This window comes from Microbispora sp. GKU 823 (assembly GCF_002027145.1).
Classification (GTDB): Bacteria; Actinomycetota; Actinomycetes; order Streptosporangiales; family Streptosporangiaceae; genus Microbispora; species Microbispora siamensis.
Genome location: NZ_MWJN01000118.1, coordinates 1 through 21475, shown reverse-complemented (window position 1 = coordinate 21475; position 21475 = coordinate 1). Strand labels below are relative to the sequence as shown.

The following is a 21475-nucleotide window of genomic DNA, read 5'->3' as shown; positions in this document are numbered from 1 at the left end:
TCGCCACCTCCTAACTGATCTTGAAAAAACGACCCCTCGGCAATGCGGCACCGGACGGAGACCTCCTTCGCGGTCTCCGTGCGTTTCCGCAGGTCAGAGGTCATCCCCCGGGTTTCCGCAGGTCAGGGGCTTGCGCAGTGTCCGGCGGCGTAGTTGTAGCGGTCGCTGCCGTCCTGGGGTGCGACTGCTGGCCTGACCTCACGCAGTGCCTCTGCCTTCATCTGCTCGACAGCGTGCGTGTAGTCGTCGGGCACTGTGTCGACAGGCTCGATAGACAGGCCGCTCTTGCGGCATCGCGCGATGACGTCGAGGTCGTTGGTGTACATCACGCCTCGAACCCACCAGGGGCCCTCAGGGTTGTGCTGCTGAAAGGGTCCGTGGTGCAGGTGTCCTGTCCTGATCTTGTTCACGCCTGCTCGGTCTTCGCCTTGGCGAGGTTGGCCTCACGCAGCTTGAAGTTCTTGATGGCGGTGCGCTGCACAGGCGAGAGGAGACTGAGCAGGCTGGGGTCTTCATCGACCTGGGCGGAGAGCTTGCGGATGCCGTCGAGGATGTTGAAGCCTTCGCGGGGGTCGAGGCTGCTGCCGGTCTGCTGCTGTTCGTAGTGCCGGCGGACGGCTTCGCCGAGGCCGCGGGGGCGGTCGTCGTTGGTCATGGTGGTCTCCTTGCCGAGGATGTGGTCGAGCTGGCCTGACTCGTACGCCCGGTTGATCTGCTCGGGCGTCATCTGCTTGAGGTGGTCGTCGGTGAGCTGCCCGTCGTTGGGGATGACGGGGGTGCCCATGAGGGCGTTGAGCTCGCCTGCCTCGTACGCGGCGTTGATCTGCTCGGGCGTGGCCGCGGCGAGCCAGTCTTCGTCCCGCTGCATCGTGCTCATACGCCCCATGCCTCCCTTGCGCTGATCTCCCTCAGGCGGTACGACTTGATCTCCTCTTCGGAGTACGGCTTGTCACGCTCGATCACGGCCCCGTTGGGGCCCCTGTAGATCCACACCTGACCGGGTTCGGGCATGGGGCGGTTGATCCGGTCGAGCGCATCGCACACGTCTTCGTCGCGGCCGGCCGGGGCTACGGGAACCGCGCCGTGGTAGTCGAATCTGATCCGGACGGGTATGCCCGTCAGGTCACGGGCCGCCGCGGCGAGAGCCTTACCGAGGTGGTGGGCGTGGTCGATGCGGACCATGCGGCGGCGGCCGGCGATGAGCTGGTCGCCGCGGTAGCCGACTCCGCTGCTGTGGTCGGGTGGGGCGGTGGGCGCCCGCCACTCGTCGCCGGTCAGGGCAACGGCCTTCTTGTGGAGGTCGGTGAGCCGGGTGTTGTGGGCTTCGACGCCGGTCACGAAGTCGACTACGGCGGCGGTGATCGCGGCGAGCTTGTCGGTTAGGCCGTGGTGTTCGGCGACCTGGTCGATTTCGGCGCGGAGTTCGGCGCATGCGGCCTGCCGCTTGGCTTCGGCTGCCTGGGCTGCCTGCTGGCGTACGGCCTCGACGCGGAGCGCTGACCACTCGGCGAGCTGCGCGGCTTTGGCGATCTCGTCGGGGGTGACGGTGGTGTCTCCGTCTCGTACGCGCTGCTTGAGAGTCTCGACCTTCGCGGCGTCGGCTGCCGCCTCGCGTTCGGCCTTGAGGACGTCAGCTTGGGTGACGCCCTCGGTTGTGGTCGTCATGGTTCTCCTCGACTGTGAACCGCCAGTCGCGGCCCACTTTCCGGGCTCCTGGGATGTGTCCTGCTGCGGCGAGTTGGCGCACCCATTGCGGTGTGCAGCCCATGTGGGCAGCCATCTCTTGTGTGCCGATATCCAGTGTTTCGGTTGGCCCGGAATTGCTTGCGCTGGCGCAAGTGGGGTTGAGGAGTGCCTGAACGTGGGCGGTTATGGCGTCGGGGACTGGTCGGCCGCGTAGGAGGTCTTCGCGGGCGTGGTCGAGCATCCATGCGACGAGGGTTGAGGGCGAAGCGGCGGCCGGCCGCCTGTGGGAACCGGCCGCCGCTTCGTGGGCGCTGGAGCGTCTTAGCGAGGGAAAGGAGTAATACTCGCTCGACTCCATGGATCCCTGTGCCGGAGGCATGCTGCTCTGGTCAGGGTGACTTTCACGCCCTGCGGTAGTGGTCTGGGGTGCGGCGGCGTACCCGTAGGCACGGCCGCCGCGATGGGCGCAGGCGGATCTAAGGGTGCAATGGGAAGTGACTCCCTCCCCGCCTTGGTTCCGGTCCCGGGATCGTCCTTACCGGTCCGGCGACTTTGACGCCCAAGCTCATTCATGGGGCCGACTCGCCTCACGCGCGCGCACGCGCGCGTGAGTGTCGGTTTAGTCGGTTTAGTCGGCCTCCAAGGGTGCCAGGGTGCCAACCCTGGGAGACGTGGCACTGTTTGGCACCCTGGCAGCCTTCGCAGGTCAGAGCGTTACGCATTGGCACCCTTGCCCTCCGGATCGGGAAGGGTGGCACTCTGCTCGGGCAGGGCCAGCCACCACTCGCTCTTGCCGTTCGGACCCGTGGGGAACTTCCGGGCGACTACGGCCAGGCCCTTGCGTGCACGGTTCAGGGTGCGCTCGGAGATGCCGTGCGCCTGCTTCGCCTCTTCCTGAATCTCCGTGGTACGGCACCACTGCCCGTGGAGGGCCTGGCGGAGGAAGTCGGTCGCTTCCAGGCGGGCCTGCCGCTGCTCCTGGTCGTCGCCGCCACTGGACAGGATCTCGTCAACAGACCGGGAGGCGATGCCGTCGAAGACGAACCGGCCGACGTCGGCGATGCCCTTGCGCGTCTCGACCTTCGTGGATTCGATCCTGTAGGCCAGCGACGGGAGGTCGCTCAGTCCGAGGCTGTTCTTTGTCTGCGTCATGACCCGGCCGCCGTCTTCCGACTCGGAGTCGACGGCAAAGCCGAACACAGATCGGGGAACGTTCTTGAAGGCGCCCGATCCGGTGATGAGCGATGAGGGGTCGCTGCTGGCACCCTTGTTGAAGTGGGCGATGCCGAGCACGACGGCGCCCGTGCGGTCTGCTAGGCGGGCCAGCGGGTCGAGGGCCGTGCGGGTGTCCCGCTCCTTGTGGGTGTCGATCTTCGCGGAAATTGTCGACATGAGCGGGTCGAGGACCACCAGCTTCACACAGAGCCGCCTGATCTCCCGCTCCAACAGGTCGTTGTCGTTGGGCAGGCTGATGGTTCCTGTCTCGTCTTCGCTGACGACCGCTTCAGCTCGCCACACCCTCTTGAGGTCGGCCCCGGCCGCGATGAGCCGGGGCACGAGGGTGTGCTTCCAAGAGTCCTCAACAGCGACGTAGATCACGTCTGCGGGCTGGCCGAGCAGCGGCCCCGGGAGGGTGCCCGTGGTGACGCCTGCTGCCATCCAGATGCCAAAGGAGCTCTTCCCTGTACCCTCCCTGCCGGCGGCCACGCTAAGTGAGCCGGCAGGGATGCGGCCCTTACCGTCGTCCTCCCAGACCCAGACAACCGGCTCGGGCTCAATGTCCGCCGCGGCGGTGAGCACCAGCCTGCGGGTAGACGTCCCGTTGACTTCCTGATTGGGCTCACACGTGCAGGCGTCGGGCGTCTTCTTGCAGCCGTCGCACGCCGGGTAGGAGCCCCATCCCTCGGTGTTGTGCATCAAGGGGATCAGGGGGGCGCCGCAGCGTACGCAGGTGCCCAACGGCGTGTTGTTCACGCGACCTCCCGGGACCGCTGCTGCGGTTCCCACTCGACGGACCCGCCCTGGTAGTCCCCGCCGCGGCGGGTGACTGCCTCGGCGCGGATACAGCGCGAGCACCCGCAGTTGGTACGCCCGCAGGGGACACCAGCGGCGTACGTCCGGTCGAGCGCGCGGTGTTCGAAGGCCACGCCTTGCAGGTCGGGCCCCCGCTGCACGCGGGCGGCCTGCCACGCGGCGTTCTCCTCGTGGACGCGGTGGCCGTAGCCGACACCCCAACCGTCGCGGAAGCCGTCGATGTAGGCATCGGTGACGTCGCGCTGCTGGCGGTCGAGGTCGCCGAGAAGCTCACGCATGTGCTGCACGTCGTCACGCATCAGGCGCTCACCGCCTCGGCGCGCCCGCGGTATGCCCTCGCGACGACGAGCCATACACGCCTGCCGCAGCGTGCCCGGCGGACACCTGTCGTGATCTCGGTGTACGACCTACCGAAGTGCCGACGCTGGCAGCATGGGCAGTGGAATGCGACCCACCAACAGCGCCTGTCTGTGTCCGGCCAGTACAACGACGCGAAGGCTGTGGGGTAGCGGCGAGGCTCGCCGGTCGCTACGGTGGTGTTGTCTTTGACGGCCTGCTGGTCGTTCTGGCCCTGGTGGGAGGTGGCACTCCCCCCGGGGCCGCTTTGCGTTATGCGGTTCATTAGGCGGCCCCGTTCTGCTCCGCCTCGCGCTCTCGCTCCCAGCGAGCCAGCTCGGATTCCCGGTAAAGAACCTTCGTCCCGATCTTGATGCCTCGTGGGCCGATGCCAGCGTGCCGCCAGTAGCGGACGGTGCTCTCAGAGGTTCTGTACCGGTCGGCCACCTCGGCAGTCGTCAGGAAGTAATCCTGCTGCGCGTCAGGGACACAGCTACCTGTGGAACTGTTAGCCATAGACATACGCTCCCAGACAGTGCTAGCGCCTGTCAACGCGAAGCGATACTGTTAGCTGGTGACACAGAACAAGTGGCCGGCGCGGCTCGCTGAAGTGATCGCTGCGGAGATCCAGCGGTATCGGAAGCAGCAGGGCATGAGCGCCCAGGACCTTGCCAACGCGTGTACGGCCCTAGGCCTCCCAATCTCACGCTCTGCGCTTGCAAACCTCGAAAGCGGCAGACGCCCAATCGTGAGCGTCGCCGAGCTGCTTGTATTCGGGAAAGCTCTCCGAGTCCCGCCGGCGCTCCTGCTTTTCCCAGTGGGCATTCGCGAGGAGATGGAAGTCCTCCCTGGGCAATCCCGCGACACATGGGATGCCCTCGTGTGGTTCATGGGCGAGGGAACCATTGACAGCGCCGATGATTGGGACATCACCACTGTCGAGGACTACAGATGGCACGAGGAGCTGGTGAGTCGATGGCAACGTGCGAGAGCAGAGGCGCGCCGTTACCTGATCACGGGTGATCCTGCAGCGCAGGACTTGGCACGCGCGAACGACGAGTTGGCCGAGTCGATCAAGAAGAACCTTGTCTCGGTGCGGAATCGCTTGCGCGGTGAGGGCATATCGCCGCCGAAACTGCCGCCAGAACTTGGCGACCTGGAAGAGACGGAGAGGCCCGCCTGATGGCGCACATCGATGATCGGTGGATGCGCCGGAAGCGCGGCCCGGACGGGAAGTTCCTCTTCGCCTCGAACGGCAAGCCGCTCATGGAGCGCGACCCGGCCCGGTACGGCAAGGGCAAACGCTGGCGCGTCCGCTACCTCGACCCGGACGGCCAGGAGCGCAACCGCTCCTTCGAGAAGAAGATCGACGCCGAGAACTTCAAGAAGGAGGTGGAGGCCGACGTCCTACGCGGTACGTACATCGACCCGGACGCCGGCCGGATCACCTTCCGGAAGCAGGCCGAGGACGTCATCAACAATCGCACGCTCGACCCGGGCACGCGGCTGGAGATGCGCAAGCGGCTAAGCAAGCACGTCTACCCGGTGATCGGGTCGAAGGAGATCGGGCGCCTGTCGCAGCGGCCGAGCCTCATCCAGGAGCTCGTGAAGAGCATGGAGAAGGCTGGCCTCGCCCCGTCCTACATCGAGGTCATCATGGCGCACGTCGGCCTGGTGTTCTCGGTGGCCGTCGACGACGAGCTGATCACGAAGAACCCGGTCAAGTCCTCCACGGTCGTCCTGCCGAAGGTGGTCAAGAAGAAGCTCGTCCCGTGGACGGCTGAGCAGGTCCTCGGCATGGCCGACGTGCTGCCCCGCCAGTACGCCGCGACCGTCGCCGCGGGCGCCGGCCTCGGCCTGCGCCAGGGGGAGATCTTCGGGCTGAGCCCGGACGATATCGACTGGCTGCGCGGCGTGGTCCACGTCAACCGACAGGTGAAGGTGTTGAAGAATCGGCTCGTCTTCGCCCTGCCGAAGGGGGAGAAGACCCGGGAGGTTCCGTTGCCGGAGAGCGTGAAGCTCACCCTGTCGGAGCACATGCGCGAATTTCCGCCCGTCGACGTGACGCTGCCGTGGCGCGATCTCGACGGCGACCCGGCCACGGCACGGCTGTTCTTCAGCCACGCAAGCGAGCTCTACGGCGGCGCGGTGTTCCGAGACCGCTTCAACGACCTCTGGCACCGGGCCCTGGAGGAGGTCGGCATCGTGCCGAAGCTGGCGGCTGGCCAGAAGCGCGGCATGACTTACCGAGAGCACGGGATGCACGCGCTGCGGCACTACTTCGTCAGCGTGCTGCTCGCCGAGGGGGAGAGCGTCACGGCCGTCGCCGAGTGGGCGGGGCACCACAGTGCGAAGTTCACCCTCGACGTGTACGGCCACCTCATGCCGACGTCGGAGCAGCGGATGAGGAAGACGATCGACGCGGCCCTGAGGCGGCCCGATTCTGCGGCTGACGGCCCACAGACGGCCCAGGAGGGGTCGGAGTGAGCGTTTACGCAGCTACTACCGGCCGTTGACGGAGAAGTGCTGGTAGTCCTTGGCACCGGACCACGAGCCGCCCCAGCCCCAGCCGATCTGCCCGAAGGCCCGCACTACTCGATCGCCTTCGTTGATGACGCCGCGCTTCTTGAGCGGCCGGTCCACGAACGCGTCCGCGTTGCGGTGCGCGTTGGAGCCATTCGCGTAGACGTACGGGTTCTCCCGCGGGTTGAGGTCCACCGCGAGGCCGTAGGCGTGGTTGGACCAGCTGCCCGAGCCGGTGGCGTTGCGGCAGTTGAAGGCCGAGGTGTTGTCGGCGTCGATGGAGTCGTAGTCGCTGCCCTTGTAGACGTCGACGGGCTCCATCCTGCGGATGGGGTAGCGCATGTCGTAGAGCTTCCCGAAGACGGAGGCCACGTCCTCGGCCACCTTCTTGTTGACCACGAGAGTGCCGGTGTGCGCCTGGTCGTCGAAGCCCCAGTAGGTCATGGTGATCTTGCGCAGCCCGCTCAGCGGAACCGGGCAGCCCGGACGCCAGGAGTACCGCACGTCGTCGCGGGACACCTTCTCGATCTTCGCGAAGAAGGGGGGCGGCCCGCTCGGGCTCGGCGTGGGCTCGTTCCCGGGCGCGGGCGAGACCGGCACGGACGAGGGCGTGACGGGCGACGGGGTGGCGGACGCGAAGGAGGCCGGCGCGGCCGAGGGAGCGGCGGGCGTGGACGAGTCCGCCGCCGGTGACGCCGGGGCGGGCGCGGACACCCGGGTCCTGGCGGTGGCGGACGCGCCGGCGTCGCCGACCCCGGCGCAGCCGGTCATTCCGACGAGAGCCGCCATCACTACCGCTGACCTGCGGTTCCACAAGGAGGTCATAGGCGCAGGTTACCCGCGGCCGAGGCGTGCGCAGGCGGTCGCGCACGCTCCTGTGGACAGCGGGACCCCTGTGGACAAAGCCCCGGGGCGGTTGGCCGGAATCGCCGTATGGAAGGGGCGCATGCCGTACGAATTGACGATCGGAATCGTCGTGGGCCGCCGCTAGGGTGGCGTCGTGCTTGAGCATCTACGTTTCGGCGAGGTGAGCGTGCCGACCCACGCGTTTTTCGTGGGCCTCGGCGTGCTCCTCGCGAGCGTGGTGTTCGTCCTGGAGGCGCGGCGCCGGGGGGCCCTGCGGGAGGAGTCGCTCGTCGCCGTCACCGGCGCGCTGGTCGGCGGGGCGATAGGCATGCGGCTGTCCGGATGGGCCGAGCATCTCGACCCCGCGCTCAACCCCGGCCTTCTCGAGGCGTGGATGTTCGGCGCCCGCAGCATCCTCGGCGGCCTGACCGGTGCGTACGTCGGGGTGCTGGTGGCGAAACGGCTGATCGGCTACCGGGAGCGGACCGGTGACCTGTTCGCGCCCGCCGTCGCGCTCGGCATGGCCGTCGGCCGCATCGGCTGCTTCCTCACCGAGGCCCCCGGCCGGCCCACGAGCCTGCCCTGGGGGGTCCACGCGCCCGCCACCGTCCCGGAATGCCCCGGCTGCCTGGCCGGGCAGGCCATGCACCCGTCGTACCTGTACGAGACCGTGTTCCAGCTCGCCGCCTTCGGCGCGTTGCTGTGGGCGCGGAGCAGGGTCGACAGGCCGGGCGAGCTGTTCACCCTGTATCTGGGCGCGTACGCCGTCTTCCGGTTCCTCGTCGAGTTCACCAGGGCGAACGAGACGGTCTGGCTCGACCTGACCCGCCCGCAGTGGTTCCTCGTCCCGGGGCTCGTGCTCCTCGCCGTCCGCCTCGGGCTCGGATATCGCAAGGGATTCTACGATCGGCTGCTTCCCCTGCGGGGAGAGCGGCGACCGCTGTTACCGGCCGTCCGGCTGTCGCCCGCGGGCGAGGAGGAGAGATGAGCACACCCCCCGAGCCGCCCGAGCGGCCGCATGACCCGCAGCCGGGCGATCCTCCCCGGCATCCGCCCGTGCCGCCGCCTCCCGGCGCGCCGTACGGTCCGGGCGGCCCGCCGCCGTCCCAAGGTCCGGCCGGCCCGCCGCCGCAGGGCCCGGGTGGCCCGCCGCCGCACGGACCGGGTGGGCCGCATGGGCCAGGTCCCGGCGGGCCCGTACGGACCGGGTGGGCCGCGCCCGTGGCCGCCGCCGCCCCCGGCGCAGAACACGACCGGCGTGGTCATCGCGATGACGATCGCGGGGATCGTGGCCTACGTGGTGATCAACTTCGTGCTCTTCCTCGCGACCCTCGCGGCGGCGGACGGAGTCGCGAGCGATCACAAGAACGTCGCGCTCATCGGCGGATCCGTGATCCTGGCCGTGATCGCGTTCGGCGGCGGAACGCTGCTGCTCCTTCTCCGCAAGCCCTGGTCACGGGGGCTCGGGCTGGGGCTGATGATCGGCTGGGCGCTCATGACGATCTTCACCGCCGGCTTCTGCACCGGCGTCAACCCCTCGCTCTACACGGACGGTGCCCTGTGACCACCGGCATGCCCCTGCGGGGAGACCGCATCCTCCGCTACGTCAACGCGTTCTGCCCCCGCTGCCACGACGAGCGGCCGGACCGCCCGCTGGCGGAGGTGCCGCGCCTGTCCGGCTGGCTCGCGTCCCGCGACGGCCGGGTCTACCTGGAACGCGGCTGCCGGACCCACGGCATGGTCAGGACCCTCTACGACGAGGACCCGGAGATCCTCGCCTACCTGGAGGAGTGGACGGCCCCCACCAAGGCGCACCTGCCCGACGTCGCCGGCAACTTCGACCCGGTCCCGGAGGCGTACCTGCGGGGACTACCGGAGATGCAGACCCAGCACACGTGCATCCTCCTGGAGGACGTGGCGGAGGCGTGCAACCTGCGCTGCCCGACCTGCTTCACCGACTCCTCGCCCGACCTGCGGGGAATCGTGCCGGTCCGGGAGGTGCTCGCCAACGTCGACCAGCGACTGGCCCGCGAGAACGGCCGTCTCGACGTGCTCATGCTCAGCGGCGGCGAGCCGACCCTCCACCCCGACCTGCCCGAGTTGCTCGCCGAACTGACGGCCCGGCCCGTCACCCGCATCCTGATCAACACGAACGGGCTGCTGGTGGCCCGGGACGACGCCCTGCTCGACCTGCTCACCGAGCACCGCGAGCGCGTCGAGGTCTACCTGCAGTACGACGGCCTGTCCGCCGAGGCGTCCCGGCACCACCGGGGCGGCGACCTGCGGCGGTTCAAGGCGGAGGCGCTGCGGCGCCTGTCGGAGCGGGAGATCTTCACCACGCTGGTCATGACGGCCGCCCTCGGCGTGAACGACGGCGAGATCGGCGACGTGGTGCGCCTGGCCCTCGAGACGCCGTACGTCGGTGGCGTGTCGATCCAGCCGCAGTTCGGCTCGGGGCGCTCCGGCGCGATCGACCCGATGGACCGGCTCACCCACACCGGGGTGCTCAAGCGGCTCGGCCCCCAGACGGACGGCCTGGTCACCTGGCGCGACCTGACCGCCCTGCCCTGCTCGCATCCGCACTGCTGCTCGGTCGGCTACATGATCAAGGACGACGCCGACCAGTGGCGCTCGCTGACCGCGTTGATCGGGCACGACCGCCTCAAGGAGAACCTCGGGCTCGTCTCCAACCGCATCGCCGACTCCGAGATCCCCCGCCAGCTCCGCATGGTCGTGCAGGAGTCGCTGCTCGGCCTGCTGTCGGAGCAGTCGTCGCTGTCGCACCCCGAGATCGGCAAGGTCTGGCGCGACATCTGCGAGAACTGCGACCTCGGGCTGACGACCCTGCTGACGCTCGCGTCCTCGGCCCTGCCCGGGCGCAAGCGGCGGCTGCGCCGGCTGCTGGGCGAACGGGTGGTACGCATCACGATCAAGCCCTTCATGGACATGTCCACGATGCTGGAGGAGCGCCTGGTTCAGTGCTGCGTCCACGTCGGCACCCGCTCCGACCAGGACCAGTGCGCGCCGTTCTGCGCGGTGCAGGCCTGGCCCGCGCTCGCGCGTCAGCGCCTGTCCGCCGTCGCCGTGGCCGACGCCGCCGTACGGCTCCCGCTGCTGGAGATCACATGAGCCTCCCGTACGGGAAGCCAGGCGACCGGCCGACCGGCGTCGCGTACGAGCAGGCGCGCGCCGCCGAGACGGCCCAGGCGTCCGAGGCCGGGCAGGCCACGCCGTACGACCCGCTGAAACTGTGCGTCTACGCAACGGTGGCGCTGCTCGCCTGGCTGTTCGGGGCGTGGGCCGTGCTCGGGTTCGCGGCCCTCGGGTTCGCCGGATACTGGCGGGCCCGCCGCGCGGGGCTCACCAGGAGCAAGTGCTATCTCAGGGACACCCGGCTCGTCCTCGCCTACCTGGGGTTGATCACCCTGGTCGCGGCGGCGGCCCTCGTGCTGCCGCACGTGTCCCGGTAGCGGATTTCGCAGCCACTCGGCGCGGCGAAGCCCGCTCCATGCGTGCCGCAGCTTCGGAGGTCGGCGCCTCGGGACTTCTGCCGCGCCGGCCGGAAGCTGAAGCCGCTCCGCTCCGCCCACGGGATTTGTCGGTCGGTTTCGCCATGATCGGCATGCCTACTCACCGAGGGAGCGTCATGGCTGTCACCCACGAAGCAGACTGGTCCGGCATCGGCTGGGACTCCTGGAAGAATCTGAGGCTGATCCGAGCCAGGCTCGACGCGGGCGCCGATCCCAACGCCGGTGTCTTCTTCCATGGACGGCCGTTGCACGCGGCCGCCGAATGCGGCTCACCCGACGTGGTGGCGGAACTGGCCGCCCGCGTCGACGACGTCGACGCCGAGCACGAGGGCCGTACGGCATTGTGGGGGGCCGTCTTCGCCAACCGTCCGGACAACGCCCGAGTCCTGGTGGAGGCCGGTGCCGATCCGTGGCGGCCGATGATGAACGGGTGGTCCCCCGGACGGCTCAGTCTGGCAACGCCCACCCCCGGCCTGTTCGGCGATCTCGCCGGTCGGCCCGGTCTGTCCGATGCCGAGGCCGCTGCCGTGGCCGAAGCCCGGCGTCTGATCGCCGCCTTGGGGGATTTCGACGACGACGGCATGGGGCTGGCATGTGTCGCCGGGATCAGCGCGGCGGAAGCGGTGCGCCGCCTGGAGGCGGTCCCGGCCGACGCCGCCGAGGTCGAAGAGATCGCGGAGGATCCCTTGTCCTATATGGACGAGAGCCTCGGCGTCGTCGGCGTCACGGACGTTCCTGGCGGCTGCGTCGTCAGCCAGCCGTGGGGATATGGGCCGTACATGCCCGGCGTTACGAAACTCCTCTCGGCCGGCACTGTCTGCTACGCCATGTACGCCAACCCCAAGAGCGGCAACCAGGGGAGCGTCACCCGGGACGGCGAGATCGTGGACTGGGACACCCACCCCGGCGGCGGCAGTCCCTATCCGGAGCAACCGGCCGGGGAGATCCTCATCGAGTACCTCTACCACGGCAAGGCCATGGCGTACTGCTGCGCCGGCGCGGGCCTGCGGCTGGACGACGCCAGAGCGATCGCAGGGGAGCCCGACATGTGGGTGACGCTCCCCGAACGCGACTACTGGAGCTGATCCCCGGGGCACGAACCGGTCCGGACTGCCGCCGGAACGACGGTGTTTGACGGAGCTTTCGTGGAAAGCTCGCGCAGGTGTTCGATGACGCGCTACAGTCATGCCCATCGGATCGAACACGGGTTCGGTCGAGTCCCGGCAGGTAAGGGGTGTGTGATGGCTGTGCCCACGGTGTCCGCCGCCCCCGTTCCGGCCGTCGCCGTTCCCGTGGCGTTCGATCCGGTCGTGCCCTCCCCGGCTCCGCCCGCTGTCGTCCCGGTCGTCCCGGTTCAGGCTCCGCCCACCGCTGGGCGTGCGTGCCGAGGCCGCGCCGGGCGACACGCCGTAGCGCTCTCTACGGAAATCTACGACGGCCGCTATATCCCGTCATAAAGTCCGAGAGCGTGGACCCCGTGCGCAATCCCTACGCCCCCGGCGCCGGCCAGCGCCCCCCGGAACTCGCCGGACGCGACCGCGAGCTGCAGCAGTTCGAGATCGTGCTCGAGCGGGTCGCCCGGGGCCGCCCGGAGCGGAGCATGGTCCTCACCGGCCTGCGCGGCGTGGGCAAGACCGTCCTGCTCAACACGTTCAAGTCCATGGCCATGCAGCGGCTGTGGGGCACCGGCAAGATCGAGGCCAGGCCCGACCAGTCGATCCGCCGCCCGGTGTCCGCCGCGCTGCACATGGCCATCAGGGAGCTCGCCCCCCGGCACCGCGCCCCCGAGCGCATCGAGGAGTTCCTCGGCGTGCTGAAGGCGTTCGCGATGCGCGATCCCGCCGCCGCGAAGGGCACCTCGCACTGGTCGCCCGGCATCGACGTGCCCGCCGCGCGCGGCCGGGCCGACTCCGGCGACCTGGAGATCGACCTGACCGAGCTGTTCGTCGACGCCGCGGGCGTGGCGACGGACCTCGGCGTCGGCATCGCGCTGTTCATCGACGAGATGCAGGACGTGCAGGCGCCGGACGTCTCGGCCCTGTGCGCGGCCTGCCACGAGCTGTCGCAGAACGGCGGCCCGTTGATCGTCGTCGGCGCCGGCCTGCCCCATCTGCCGAGCGTGCTGTCGGCGAGCAAGAGCTACTCCGAGCGGCTGTTCCGCTACGCGCGCATCGACCGGCTCGACCGCGACGCCGCCGACCTGGCGCTCATCGCGCCCGCCGCCCGCGAGGACGTCGAGTTCACCCCCGACGCGCTCGACGCGTTGTACGAGGCGGCCGACGGCTACCCCTACTTCGTCCAGGCGTACGGCAAGGTCGCCTGGGATTTCGCCCCGCGCAGCCCGATCACAGCCGAGGACATCAAGGTGTCCGCCCCGGAGGCCGAGGAGGAGCTCGCGGTGGGCTTCTTCGGCAGCCGGTATGAGCGGGCCACCCCCGCCGAGCGGGACTACATGCACGCCATGGCCCAGCTCGGCGACGACCCGGTGCCGACCGCCGAGGTGGCCGAGGCGCTGGGCCGCAAGCCGTCCAGCCTGTCCCCGGCCCGAGACAGCCTGATCAAGAAGGGTCTGATCTACAGCGCCGAGCGCGGCGTGATCGGGTTCACCGTTCCGCATTTCGGGAGGTTCCTCCGCGCGCAGCCGCTCTGAGCGGCGCGCCCATCGACCTCTCTACGGCTTTCTAGAGGGGAAGCTAGAGAGCCGTAGAGAGTTGAAGTGAAGGTCCTCGATGCGGGAATCTACGCCTGTATAGCGTCAGGCCGATACAGGCGTAGATTCCCGCAGAGAGGCGTCGCCGGGGTCGTCGGCCGCGGCCACACGGCCGTCGGCGCCGACCACGACGGCGCGTACGTCGGGACGCCGGCCGCTGAGCCGCACGGCGAACACGACCTCCGCGTCCCCCTGGGTGGGGAAGACGAAGAAGCGCCAGCACAGCTCACGCCACATGTCGGACGGTTCCTCCGTCAGCAGCGACCCCGCGTGGGCCCGCCACGCCGCGCTCGCCCGCAGGCGCGACAGCGCCCGTCCGGGCGGCATCGGCCGCTGCTCGCACGGCGCCCGGTGACGCAGGCGGGAGACGACCCCGTCGATCTCGGGTGAGCAGGCGAGCAGCAGGACGACACCCCCGCCGATCCAGGGCACCGTCTCCGCGGTGACATGAGGCAGGCCTGTGACGCCCTCGGCCCCGGCGAGGGCCGCCATCGCGGTCAGCGCCGCGGCTCGGCCAATGGACCGCAGCCCGACCGGGGTGTCGCTCACGTCTCCGAAGCAGCCGCACCCCACGTCCGGCCGCCGCCTTCGCAGATCCCACAGGACGTACGTCGCCATGGCGAAGAACGCGGCCGGCAGCCACCGGGCGACCGGGTGATCCACGACCAGCAGACCGGCCGCCAGCGCGAACTCGACCAGGGCGCAGGCGATCATGGCGGGCCGGGCGAAGCGCTCCGGCATGAGCACCGCCGGACCGAGCCGGGCCAGCGCGCCCGGCGACGCCTCGCGGCCGACCGTGGCCAGCTTGGCGACGCCGCCCAGCGCCAGCGTCACCACGAGGATCGGCAGCGCGGCGGCCGCGATTGTCGAAAGCACCGGTCACCCCAATCCGACGCGGGCATTGAAGCAGCCCTTGGTCAAGTCTCCTCCGAGCGCGACGTACGAGGACGCGGTCAGTTCCACGATCCTGCCGCGGGGGGACGTGCCGCATTCCAGGCATCGGTCGCAGAACCGCCCGGCCAGGCACCCGCACGCGACGATCGGCAGCGCGTCCGCCCGGCCGTCGCACACGTTGCGTACGCGCAGCAGCGAGCCCAGCGCGAGGTACGGCAGGCCCGCGCAGGAGACGCCGGCGTCGTCACAGCCGGTGTCCTCGCGTTCGAGCAAGGGATAGGCGACGCCCTCCGTGACGCCCTCCTCCACGAGGTCCGTGAGGTCCGCCCACACCGCCGTGCCCGACATGCCCGCCTCGCTTCCTCCGTACGTCACCGTGGGCGGGGGCACGGCCGTGGCCCGGTAGGGCGGCTGCGAGGTCGCCGGGAGATGCGCGAACGACGTGCCCTGGTCGAGCAGCCCGATCGCGTCGAACAGGAATCCCGGCTCGAGCTTGGGATGCCGCACCCGGATCCGTCCGGAGGAGCGGTAGGGCACGACGATGGAGCGTTCCCGGCGATGTGGACCGCAGTCGAGTTCGACCGTGAGGTCGCGCCGGCCGCGGACCTCCCGGATGACGCCGGTGATCCGGGTGATGTCGGCCCAGATGCGCTCGGCGACCGTGCCGCCGCGCAGCGCCCGGATGACGACCCGGGCTCCGGCCGGCAGATCGGCGGGCGCCACCGTGCCCCCGCGCCACGCGGTCGCCCACGGCGCGATCACCAGGCGCCGCTGCCCGCCGTCGGCGGTCTCGAGGGTGATCAGGTGCGGGCTCACGTCGAGAAGGTCGCCGCTGACCACGTCGAACGGCTCCGTCTCCTCCTGCGACCGCGGCGCGGGCCCGGGGTCGCGGCCGAGAACCGCCGCCGCCAGCTTCCGCCTTCGCTCTCCGGCCCGGTCGGGCCTCGCCCCTTCCACGCTCTCCAGCCTCACACGCCGGACGGGGATGGAGAGGCGTTTTTCCGGGCGATGGTGGCGTCCGGGATCAATATTCCTCCTCCCGGTGCAAGGCGTTGCCACCTGTTTCGGGCAAACCACCGCCCGACAGGACGTACGAAACGCGCGACGGGCCGCCACCGGCTTGCCCGGTCTTTGCCCAGGCGGGTGCGAAACCTGGATTTCGGTTCAGCCGGATCGGGGGGCGCGGCTGCGATTCTGGCACGAGATGCCTCTCTGGCCGGGTTGGTGATCCCTGATCGTGAACCATGAGGAGTTCCGCACGTACGTCCAGTCTCGCGGGGCGGCCCTGCTCCGTGTGGCCAACCAGTTGACCGGCAACCCCAGCGACGCCGAGGACCTCCTGCAGACCGCCCTCGCGCGTACGTACCTCGCGTGGGACCGGATCCGTGACCGGTCGTCGCTCGACGGCTACGTGCGGCGGGCGATGGTGAACATCAACATCTCCTGGTGGAGGCGGCGCAAGCTGGAGGAATACCCCTCCGAGGAGCTCCCCGACGTACCGGTGCAGCAGGATGCGCGGCACCGGTACGACGAGCTGGAGCAGGCGCTCGACCGCCTCCCCGCCAGGCAGCGTACGGCGATCGTGCTGCGCTACTACGAGGACATGACCGAGCCCGAGATCGCCAGGACCCTCGGGATCAGCGTGGGCACGGTCAAGAGCTCGGTCTCGCGCGGCATGGCCAAGCTGCGCGGCGACCTGGTCGTGCCCGACGCTCGCAAGAGGGTCAACTGACCGTCACCTCTCGCAGACCACGCCGTCATTGTCGCGGTCCTCGTACCACACGTACTCGGGGTCGGTGCCGCGGTAGTACGGGCCGTATCCGTTGGCGTTCGCGTCCTCACAGGTGTCGTACTTGGGGTCGAGCGACCCGTTCGAAGCACTGGGGCTGGCGCTCGGGTTGGGGCTGGGAGTGGGGCTCGGGGAGGGCCGCACCGTGGCGACCGAGCCGGCAGTGGCCCCCTGCGGAATGGGCTCGAGGGAGTACGTCGTGCCGGGCGGGGCCGGAGAGGCGTCCACCGGCTCGATCGGCGCCGGGGTCGCGCCGGCTGCCCCCGGCGGGGGCTGGACGCTCTCACGCTTGTCGTACGTGTCGGCCGCCCAGCAGCCCGACCACAATCCCAGCTTGTCGGTCTGCGCGCGCACCTGCTCCCAGTACTGCCAGTCGGTGTAGCTGTGCTCGGGGAAGGAGTTCACGGTCTGGGCCAGGCCGTTCCTGACCATGTCGCCGTTGACGTAGACGCCCTTGGGTGACCACAGGTAGATCAGGATGCGCCCCTGCTCGGGCACCTGCTCGGCGGCCCGGACCCACGCGGGCTTGCCGGCCGGTAGCAGGGCCTTCAACCGGGCGGCCGCCTCCTGGGACCAGCAGGCGCCCTTGGTCGGGGCGTCCGCCTCCAGCAGGCCGATCCGTACGGTCCTGCCGCTCGCGGTGACGACATCGGCGGTGTCGCCGTCCACGACCTTCTTCACGGTCACCTGGACGGCGTCCTTCGGCACGGTCTTCGGCCGCGGCGTCTTGGCCTGCGTGGTCTTCGTCGTCTTGGGGGCGGCCTTGGGGGTGATCGTCTTCGTGACGGTGACCGTCGGCTGCGGGCTCGGGTTCGTCGCGGCGGGTGTCTGCGTCTGGGTCGGCGAGGGCGTCGGACTCGCACTCGGGCTCGGGCTCGGACTCGGGCTCGCCGTGGCCGCGGCGAACGCGGAGGTGGAAGCGGCGACGGGAACCGCGAGGGCCGCGGTGGCGAGGACGGCGAGTGCGCGTGAGGGGAAACGCACGGGCGCTCCATGGGCTCGGGTACGGGGGACTGCGTCGGCTGTCGTGGAGCCGTTTCCTGGATTACGGAGTCCACCAGAAATCGATCGTTTACGCCAGTCCGTCCGGTCGGTTCCCTCGAATCACGTTCCGCCGGGACTCAGCCCGTCCTGGTCCGCGCCGTCCTGCTCGCCTCCCGTACGCCGGCGGTCGCGCAGGGCCGTACGACGTCACGGATCACCCGCAGCGCCTTCAGGAAGTCGGCGAGCTGGTTTTCGGTCAGCAGCCCGGTGAACCAGGTCTCGATGTCCTCGATGTGCTGGGGAAGCACCGCCCGCAACCGTTCCGCCCCCGCCTCGCTCAGCACGGCGTAGGAGGCGCGGCGGTCACTGGCGCAGGCATGCCGCTCGACGAGCCCGTCGCGTTCCAGGCGATCGACCACGCGGGTGATCCCGCTCGTGGACAGCGATGTCTGCGCGGCGAGGTCGCTCATCCGCAGCCGTCGTGCGGGCGAACGGGCAAGGCGGATCAGGGTCTCGAAGTCGACCTCGGAAAGTCCGGCGGCGGCCAGCGTCGGGCTGGTCTTGCTCGACAGCCCGGTGAAGACCTCCGCGAACAGGCCCATCGCCGTGAGCCGGGGGTCGTCGAATGGGTCCATGACCCAAGTCTACGGCACGATAGTTGACGCGAGGAATATTTCTCCGGTAGACATTTGCTGAGTGAGACATCCGCACAGCAACAATCTGGGGAGCAGTCATGAGCATCCGTGAGTGGCAGGGCCTGAAGGTCCCGACGGCCGGCGAGTTCGCGCTGGACAAGGCCCACACGCGCGTCGGCTTCGTCGTCAAGCACATGATGGTCAGCAAGGTCCGCGGCCACTTCGCCGACTACGAGGGCAAGATCGTCATCGCCGAGAACCCGCTCGAGTCCAGCGTGGACGTCGTCATCAAGGCGGGCACGATCGAGACCGGTGCCGCCGACCGTGACGGCCACCTGCGGAGCGACGACTTCCTGAGCGCCGACAAGTTCCCCGAGATCACCTTCCGCAGCAAGCGGGTGAGCGACCTGTCGGGCAACGAGTTCACGCTCGTCGGCGACCTCACGATCCGTGACGTGACCAAGGAGGTCGAGCTCAAGGTCGAGTTCAACGGCGCCGCCAACAACCCGTGGGGCCAGGAGATCTTCGGGTTCGGCGCGGAGACCGAGATCGACCGCGAGGAGTACGGTCTGACCTGGAACCAGGCCCTGGAGACCGGCGGCGTCCTCGTCGGCAAGAAGGTCAAGATCGAGATCGAGGGCGAGGCCGTCCGCCAGGCGTAGCCTGTGCCGACGCTGAGGCGGGTTATCCACACTGTGTGCACAGCCCTTGTCCACATCCTGTGGACAAGGGCTGTGCATCGATCCAAACGCCACGCGGCGTGGATCTCCAGCACAGTGGGCGAACCTCACCCGGCAATCCGCTTTGCCGCCTTGGACGATCGCCGGTACGCTGTGCTGAGCAACGCGCTACCAGGAGGCTTCGCCTAGTCAGGTCTATGGCGCCGCACTGCTAATGCGGTTTGGGTCTTAAGCCCATCCGGGGTTCAAATCCCCGAGCCTCCGCAGTTCAAAGCCCCTCTCGCTGGCTTCAGCGAGAGGGGCTTTTTGATCTCCCCAGGGCCTCTAGTTGCAGTTCTAGTTGCAGTTGCTCTCAGCCTTCGGGTTGCGGGCGCTTTCAGTCCTCGCCCCACAGGGCCGCCCCCATGCGCTCGCTGGCGTCCTTCACCTGGGGACTGGCGATGTGGGTGTAACGCTCGGTGGTCGTCACTCGCGCATGGCCGAGGATCTCTTGCACGACCCGGATGTGGACGCCTTGCTCGACGAGCAGCGTCCCGGCGGTGTGGCGAGCGTCGTGGAGGCGGGCTTCCCTGACCCCGGCCTGCTTCAGGAGCGCCTTCCACATCTTGTAGTCCTCGCTGCGCTCCATCGGCCGGCCACGACGGGTCGGGAAGAGAAGGTCGTGATCCTCCCAGAGCTCACCGGCCTCCGCGCGTTCGGCGTCCTGGCGCTTCTTGTGCTCACGGAGGATCGGAAGCAGCTCGGGCGGGCACTGGAGGGTCAGACGGCTGCGGCCCTTGCGTTGCCGAAAGACGATGCCGCCGCCTGTGCGCTTCGGGCACCTGTCGGCGTGGCCGGTGCAGTCCTTCGCGCATGTGCGGGTCGGGCAGACGTGGCCGCGTTTCTTGCAGTCCTGTGGACAGGCGGGGTCGTGCTTGTGGATCCTGCACCGTGGCTTGCACGGCCAGCGGTGCCACTCCTTGCCGCACTCGTGGGGGTCGTCGCAGCCGTGCTTCCACGGTGCCCGCTGCGCCTGGTACCAGGCTTTGATCACGCCGGTCTGCAGGTCGACGAAGGACCACCGGAGGCCGAGCGCTTCGCCCTGACGAATACCTAGGGACAGTGCCACCGACCAGCGGGCCGCATTCCGGCGTGACTTGGCCGCCTCCAGGATCTTCCGTGCCTCGTTCCGCGTCAGCGGCTCAAGGTCGGGATCAGCGGCGACCGGCGCGTCCACGAGCGTGGCGACGTTCCTGGTGACCTTGTTCCGGCGTACGGCGATCTTCAGGGCGCGGGACAGGATGCGATGGACCTTGAGGACGGTGCTCGACGAGCGGCCCTGTTCCAGCATCGTCGCGTACGCCTTGTCCAGGTGCTCGGGAGCGAGCCGGTCGAGGCGGTGACGGCCGAGGAGCGGAATGATCCAGTGGCGGGTCTTGGACCGGTAGTCGTCGAGGGTCCGAGGCGCCATCTTGCCCGACGCCACGAGCCGCTCACAGATCACGTCGAGGTATTCGGTCATCCACTCGGCGACGGTCGGGACCTTGCCCGGCTTGGCGACCTGCCCGGTCTCGCGCTTGCCCTCCAGCTCGCGGACCTTGCGCGTGACCTCCGCCTCCGTCTTCCCCATCCGGTGACGGCGATCGGGGGACCCGTCCGGCTTGATGCCCACGGTCACCCAGCCATGCCAGTAGCCGTCCTGGCCAAGGTAGATGGACGATCGTCCGTTCGGCTTGCGGTCGGCCATCACGCCGCCTCGGTCAGACGTCGGGCGAACTCCTGGAGGGCGTCAGCCGGGACGAGGCGGTATCCGTCGTACTTGATCGAACGAAGCTCGCCGCTCTTGATCAGCCGGAAGACCGCCGTACGGCTCATGCCGAGGACGACCGCCGCGTCCTTGGGCCGGTAGAAGAGTCTGTCCATCACGCTGCCCTCCCTTCAGTTGCCGAAAAATCTTGTCCGTCCGCCTCGGCCTGGAGCCGGTCCAGGTGGTTGCGCCAGCGTTGGCGTTCGTGGACCGAGCGGAGCAGCCGCACGCCGATGGGGGCCAGCTCGGGATCACCGGGCTTGACCGGCCGCCAGATGTAGCGGTGGGGGTCGACCGGCTCGTCTTCCAGGCCGAGGGCTTCCAGGACCCAGGTGCGGCGGTCCTGCTTGTGCTCGGTCAACGTCTTGTTCGACCACTTCCGCGAGACCAGGACGCGGCGGCCCGCGTAGCCGAGGTGATCGGGCTTGTGCGCCTTGCCCTTGCACCGGCCGGGCGCCATACCGGATTTGGCGCCCTTGGGCTGGATCCCGTAGCGCAGCCAGTTAGGGCACGTCGGCGAGCACGGCTCGAACCGCAGCGCCTCCAGCAGTCGTTCCGCGTGTGCCTTCCGACGTGGGTCGTCGGTACCGAAGGCGTCGCCGAGGCTCTTGGTCAGGTACTTCGACAGGTACTGGATGAGCTGGTCGGCGTCGGGCGTTCCAGCAAGCACGCTTTGTATGTCGAGCTGGTCGCCGAAGCGGAGCACGTGCAGGGGTTCGGCCTCGTCGTCCTGGTCGAGGGCGTCGAGGGCCTGTTCCCAGGTCGGCAGGAGCTCTCCCGTGGCGGGGTCGAGGTAGCCGGCCCCGTCCTCCCAGACCGGCAGGTGGTCTCCCTCGAAGCGGATTTCATCGGTCGAGGGCCACCACACTTGGTGGTACGTGGCGGCGATGATCTGCCGCAGCTCCGCACGCGGGAGCGTGCCGCGGATCGCCATGTGCAGGTGTGGGGTGAGCCGCTTTTGTGGCTCGACGGTGGCGAAGTACTGCACGTCGTACCCGGCGACCCGGCGGAGGTTCTGCACGAAGCGGTCGACGAGCTTGGA

General features: G+C 69.2%; 25 protein-coding genes and 1 tRNA gene. 11 read left to right on the top strand and 15 right to left on the bottom strand.

Annotated elements, in window-relative coordinates:
• Positions 1-122 precede the first annotated feature (122 nt).
• The 7 genes from B1L11_RS38195 to B1L11_RS38170 form a co-directional block, all read right to left on the bottom strand.
• Complete coding sequence (locus B1L11_RS38195) at positions 123-410, bottom strand: hypothetical protein (protein ID WP_143737845.1); 288 nt, start codon at positions 408-410, stop codon at positions 123-125.
• Positions 407-877: a hypothetical protein gene (locus tag B1L11_RS38190; protein ID WP_079320117.1), complete on the bottom strand. Its 471-nt coding sequence runs from the start codon at positions 875-877 to the stop codon at positions 407-409. The genes B1L11_RS38195 and B1L11_RS38190 overlap by 4 nt, the downstream gene beginning before the upstream one ends.
• A complete protein-coding gene (locus tag B1L11_RS38185) occupies positions 874-1665 on the bottom strand; it encodes a hypothetical protein (RefSeq protein WP_079320116.1) in 792 nt (263 codons plus the stop codon). Before B1L11_RS38185 ends, B1L11_RS38190 begins: the two co-directional genes overlap by 4 nt.
• A complete protein-coding gene (locus B1L11_RS55540) occupies positions 1631-1780 on the bottom strand; it encodes a helix-turn-helix domain-containing protein (protein ID WP_372974767.1) in 150 nt (49 codons plus the stop codon). The genes B1L11_RS38185 and B1L11_RS55540 overlap by 35 nt, the downstream gene beginning before the upstream one ends.
• A 620-nt stretch (positions 1781-2400) precedes the next feature.
• Entirely contained in the window at positions 2401-3660 is a 1260-nt protein-coding gene (locus tag B1L11_RS38180) for an AAA family ATPase (RefSeq protein WP_079320115.1), read from the bottom strand.
• Positions 3657-4019 (bottom strand): hypothetical protein, encoded by a 363-nt coding sequence (locus B1L11_RS38175; RefSeq protein ID WP_079320114.1) that lies wholly within the window; start codon positions 4017-4019, stop codon positions 3657-3659. The genes B1L11_RS38180 and B1L11_RS38175 overlap by 4 nt, the downstream gene beginning before the upstream one ends.
• A gap of 322 nt (positions 4020-4341) precedes the next feature.
• Positions 4342-4572, bottom strand: coding sequence for an AlpA family transcriptional regulator (locus B1L11_RS38170; protein ID WP_079320129.1), 231 nt, complete (start codon positions 4570-4572; stop codon positions 4342-4344).
• 58 nt (positions 4573-4630) lie between these two features.
• Here B1L11_RS38170 and B1L11_RS38165 point away from each other — a divergent pair, with 58 nt between their 5' ends.
• Together B1L11_RS38165 and B1L11_RS38160 are read left to right on the top strand one after the other, a co-directional pair.
• The gene (locus tag B1L11_RS38165) at positions 4631-5239 is read left to right on the top strand and encodes a helix-turn-helix domain-containing protein (RefSeq protein WP_143737844.1); all 609 of its coding nucleotides are present in this window, start codon (positions 4631-4633) and stop codon (positions 5237-5239) included.
• 23 nt (positions 5240-5262) lie between these two features.
• The gene (locus B1L11_RS38160) at positions 5263-6543 is read left to right on the top strand and encodes a site-specific integrase (RefSeq protein WP_218671556.1); all 1281 of its coding nucleotides are present in this window, start codon (positions 5263-5265) and stop codon (positions 6541-6543) included.
• 15 nt (positions 6544-6558) lie between these two features.
• Here B1L11_RS38160 and B1L11_RS38155 read toward each other — a convergent pair whose 3' ends face one another.
• On the bottom strand, positions 6559-7404 hold the full coding sequence (locus B1L11_RS38155; RefSeq protein WP_256863246.1) for a M15 family metallopeptidase: 846 nt from the start codon (positions 7402-7404) through the stop codon (positions 6559-6561).
• Positions 7405-7579: 175 nt separating this feature from the next.
• Between B1L11_RS38155 and B1L11_RS38145 the strand changes: the two genes are divergently transcribed.
• From B1L11_RS38145 to B1L11_RS38120, 6 genes are all read left to right on the top strand, one after another.
• Positions 7580-8413 (top strand): prolipoprotein diacylglyceryl transferase, encoded by an 834-nt coding sequence (locus B1L11_RS38145; protein ID WP_079320109.1) that lies wholly within the window; start codon positions 7580-7582, stop codon positions 8411-8413.
• A 30-nt stretch (positions 8414-8443) separates the two neighbouring features.
• A complete protein-coding gene (locus tag B1L11_RS46085) occupies positions 8444-8989 on the top strand; it encodes a hypothetical protein (protein ID WP_143737843.1) in 546 nt (181 codons plus the stop codon).
• Positions 8986-10554 (top strand): radical SAM protein, encoded by a 1569-nt coding sequence (locus B1L11_RS38135; RefSeq protein ID WP_143737842.1) that lies wholly within the window; start codon positions 8986-8988, stop codon positions 10552-10554. Before B1L11_RS46085 ends, B1L11_RS38135 begins: the two co-directional genes overlap by 4 nt.
• Positions 10551-10895 (top strand): hypothetical protein, encoded by a 345-nt coding sequence (locus tag B1L11_RS38130; protein WP_256863245.1) that lies wholly within the window; start codon positions 10551-10553, stop codon positions 10893-10895. The genes B1L11_RS38135 and B1L11_RS38130 overlap by 4 nt, the downstream gene beginning before the upstream one ends.
• A gap of 176 nt (positions 10896-11071) precedes the next feature.
• Entirely contained in the window at positions 11072-12040 is a 969-nt protein-coding gene (locus B1L11_RS38125) for an ankyrin repeat domain-containing protein (RefSeq protein WP_079320108.1), read from the top strand.
• A gap of 383 nt (positions 12041-12423) precedes the next feature.
• Positions 12424-13605: an ATP-binding protein gene (locus tag B1L11_RS38120; protein ID WP_079320107.1), complete on the top strand. Its 1182-nt coding sequence runs from the start codon at positions 12424-12426 to the stop codon at positions 13603-13605.
• Positions 13606-13710: 105 nt separating this feature from the next.
• On the opposite strand, the gene B1L11_RS38115 is transcribed toward B1L11_RS38120, so the two are convergent.
• Complete coding sequence (locus B1L11_RS38115) at positions 13711-14541, bottom strand: MauE/DoxX family redox-associated membrane protein (protein ID WP_079320106.1); 831 nt, start codon at positions 14539-14541, stop codon at positions 13711-13713.
• 3 nt (positions 14542-14544) lie between these two features.
• Entirely contained in the window at positions 14545-15516 is a 972-nt protein-coding gene (locus B1L11_RS38110) for a hypothetical protein (protein WP_079320125.1), read from the bottom strand.
• Between the two features lie 274 nt (positions 15517-15790).
• Between B1L11_RS38110 and B1L11_RS38105 the strand changes: the two genes are divergently transcribed.
• A complete protein-coding gene (locus B1L11_RS38105) occupies positions 15791-16291 on the top strand; it encodes a SigE family RNA polymerase sigma factor (RefSeq protein WP_079320105.1) in 501 nt (166 codons plus the stop codon).
• Between the two features lie 3 nt (positions 16292-16294).
• Here the strand turns inward: B1L11_RS38105 and B1L11_RS38100 are convergent, their stop codons facing one another.
• Entirely contained in the window at positions 16295-17332 is a 1038-nt protein-coding gene (locus B1L11_RS38100) for a thermonuclease family protein (protein ID WP_079320104.1), read from the bottom strand.
• Between the two features lie 137 nt (positions 17333-17469).
• Entirely contained in the window at positions 17470-17967 is a 498-nt protein-coding gene (locus B1L11_RS38095) for a MarR family winged helix-turn-helix transcriptional regulator (protein ID WP_079320103.1), read from the bottom strand.
• A gap of 98 nt (positions 17968-18065) precedes the next feature.
• Between B1L11_RS38095 and B1L11_RS38090 the strand changes: the two genes are divergently transcribed.
• Positions 18066-18629, top strand: a complete 564-nt coding sequence (locus tag B1L11_RS38090; RefSeq protein WP_079320102.1) for a YceI family protein — start codon at positions 18066-18068, stop codon at positions 18627-18629.
• A gap of 192 nt (positions 18630-18821) precedes the next feature.
• A tRNA-Ser gene (locus tag B1L11_RS38085) sits at positions 18822-18911 on the top strand.
• A 112-nt stretch (positions 18912-19023) separates the two neighbouring features.
• Here B1L11_RS38085 and B1L11_RS38080 read toward each other — a convergent pair.
• The 3 genes from B1L11_RS38080 to B1L11_RS38070 all read right to left on the bottom strand — a co-directional run.
• Entirely contained in the window at positions 19024-20373 is a 1350-nt protein-coding gene (locus tag B1L11_RS38080; protein ID WP_079320101.1) for a site-specific integrase, read from the bottom strand.
• Positions 20373-20549, bottom strand: a complete 177-nt coding sequence (locus B1L11_RS38075) for a helix-turn-helix domain-containing protein (RefSeq protein WP_079320100.1) — start codon at positions 20547-20549, stop codon at positions 20373-20375. Before B1L11_RS38075 ends, B1L11_RS38080 begins: the two co-directional genes overlap by 1 nt.
• On the bottom strand, positions 20549-21475 hold a 927-nt coding region (locus tag B1L11_RS38070), incomplete at its 5' end, for a replication initiator (protein WP_372974766.1). The genes B1L11_RS38070 and B1L11_RS38075, both read right to left, overlap by 1 nt.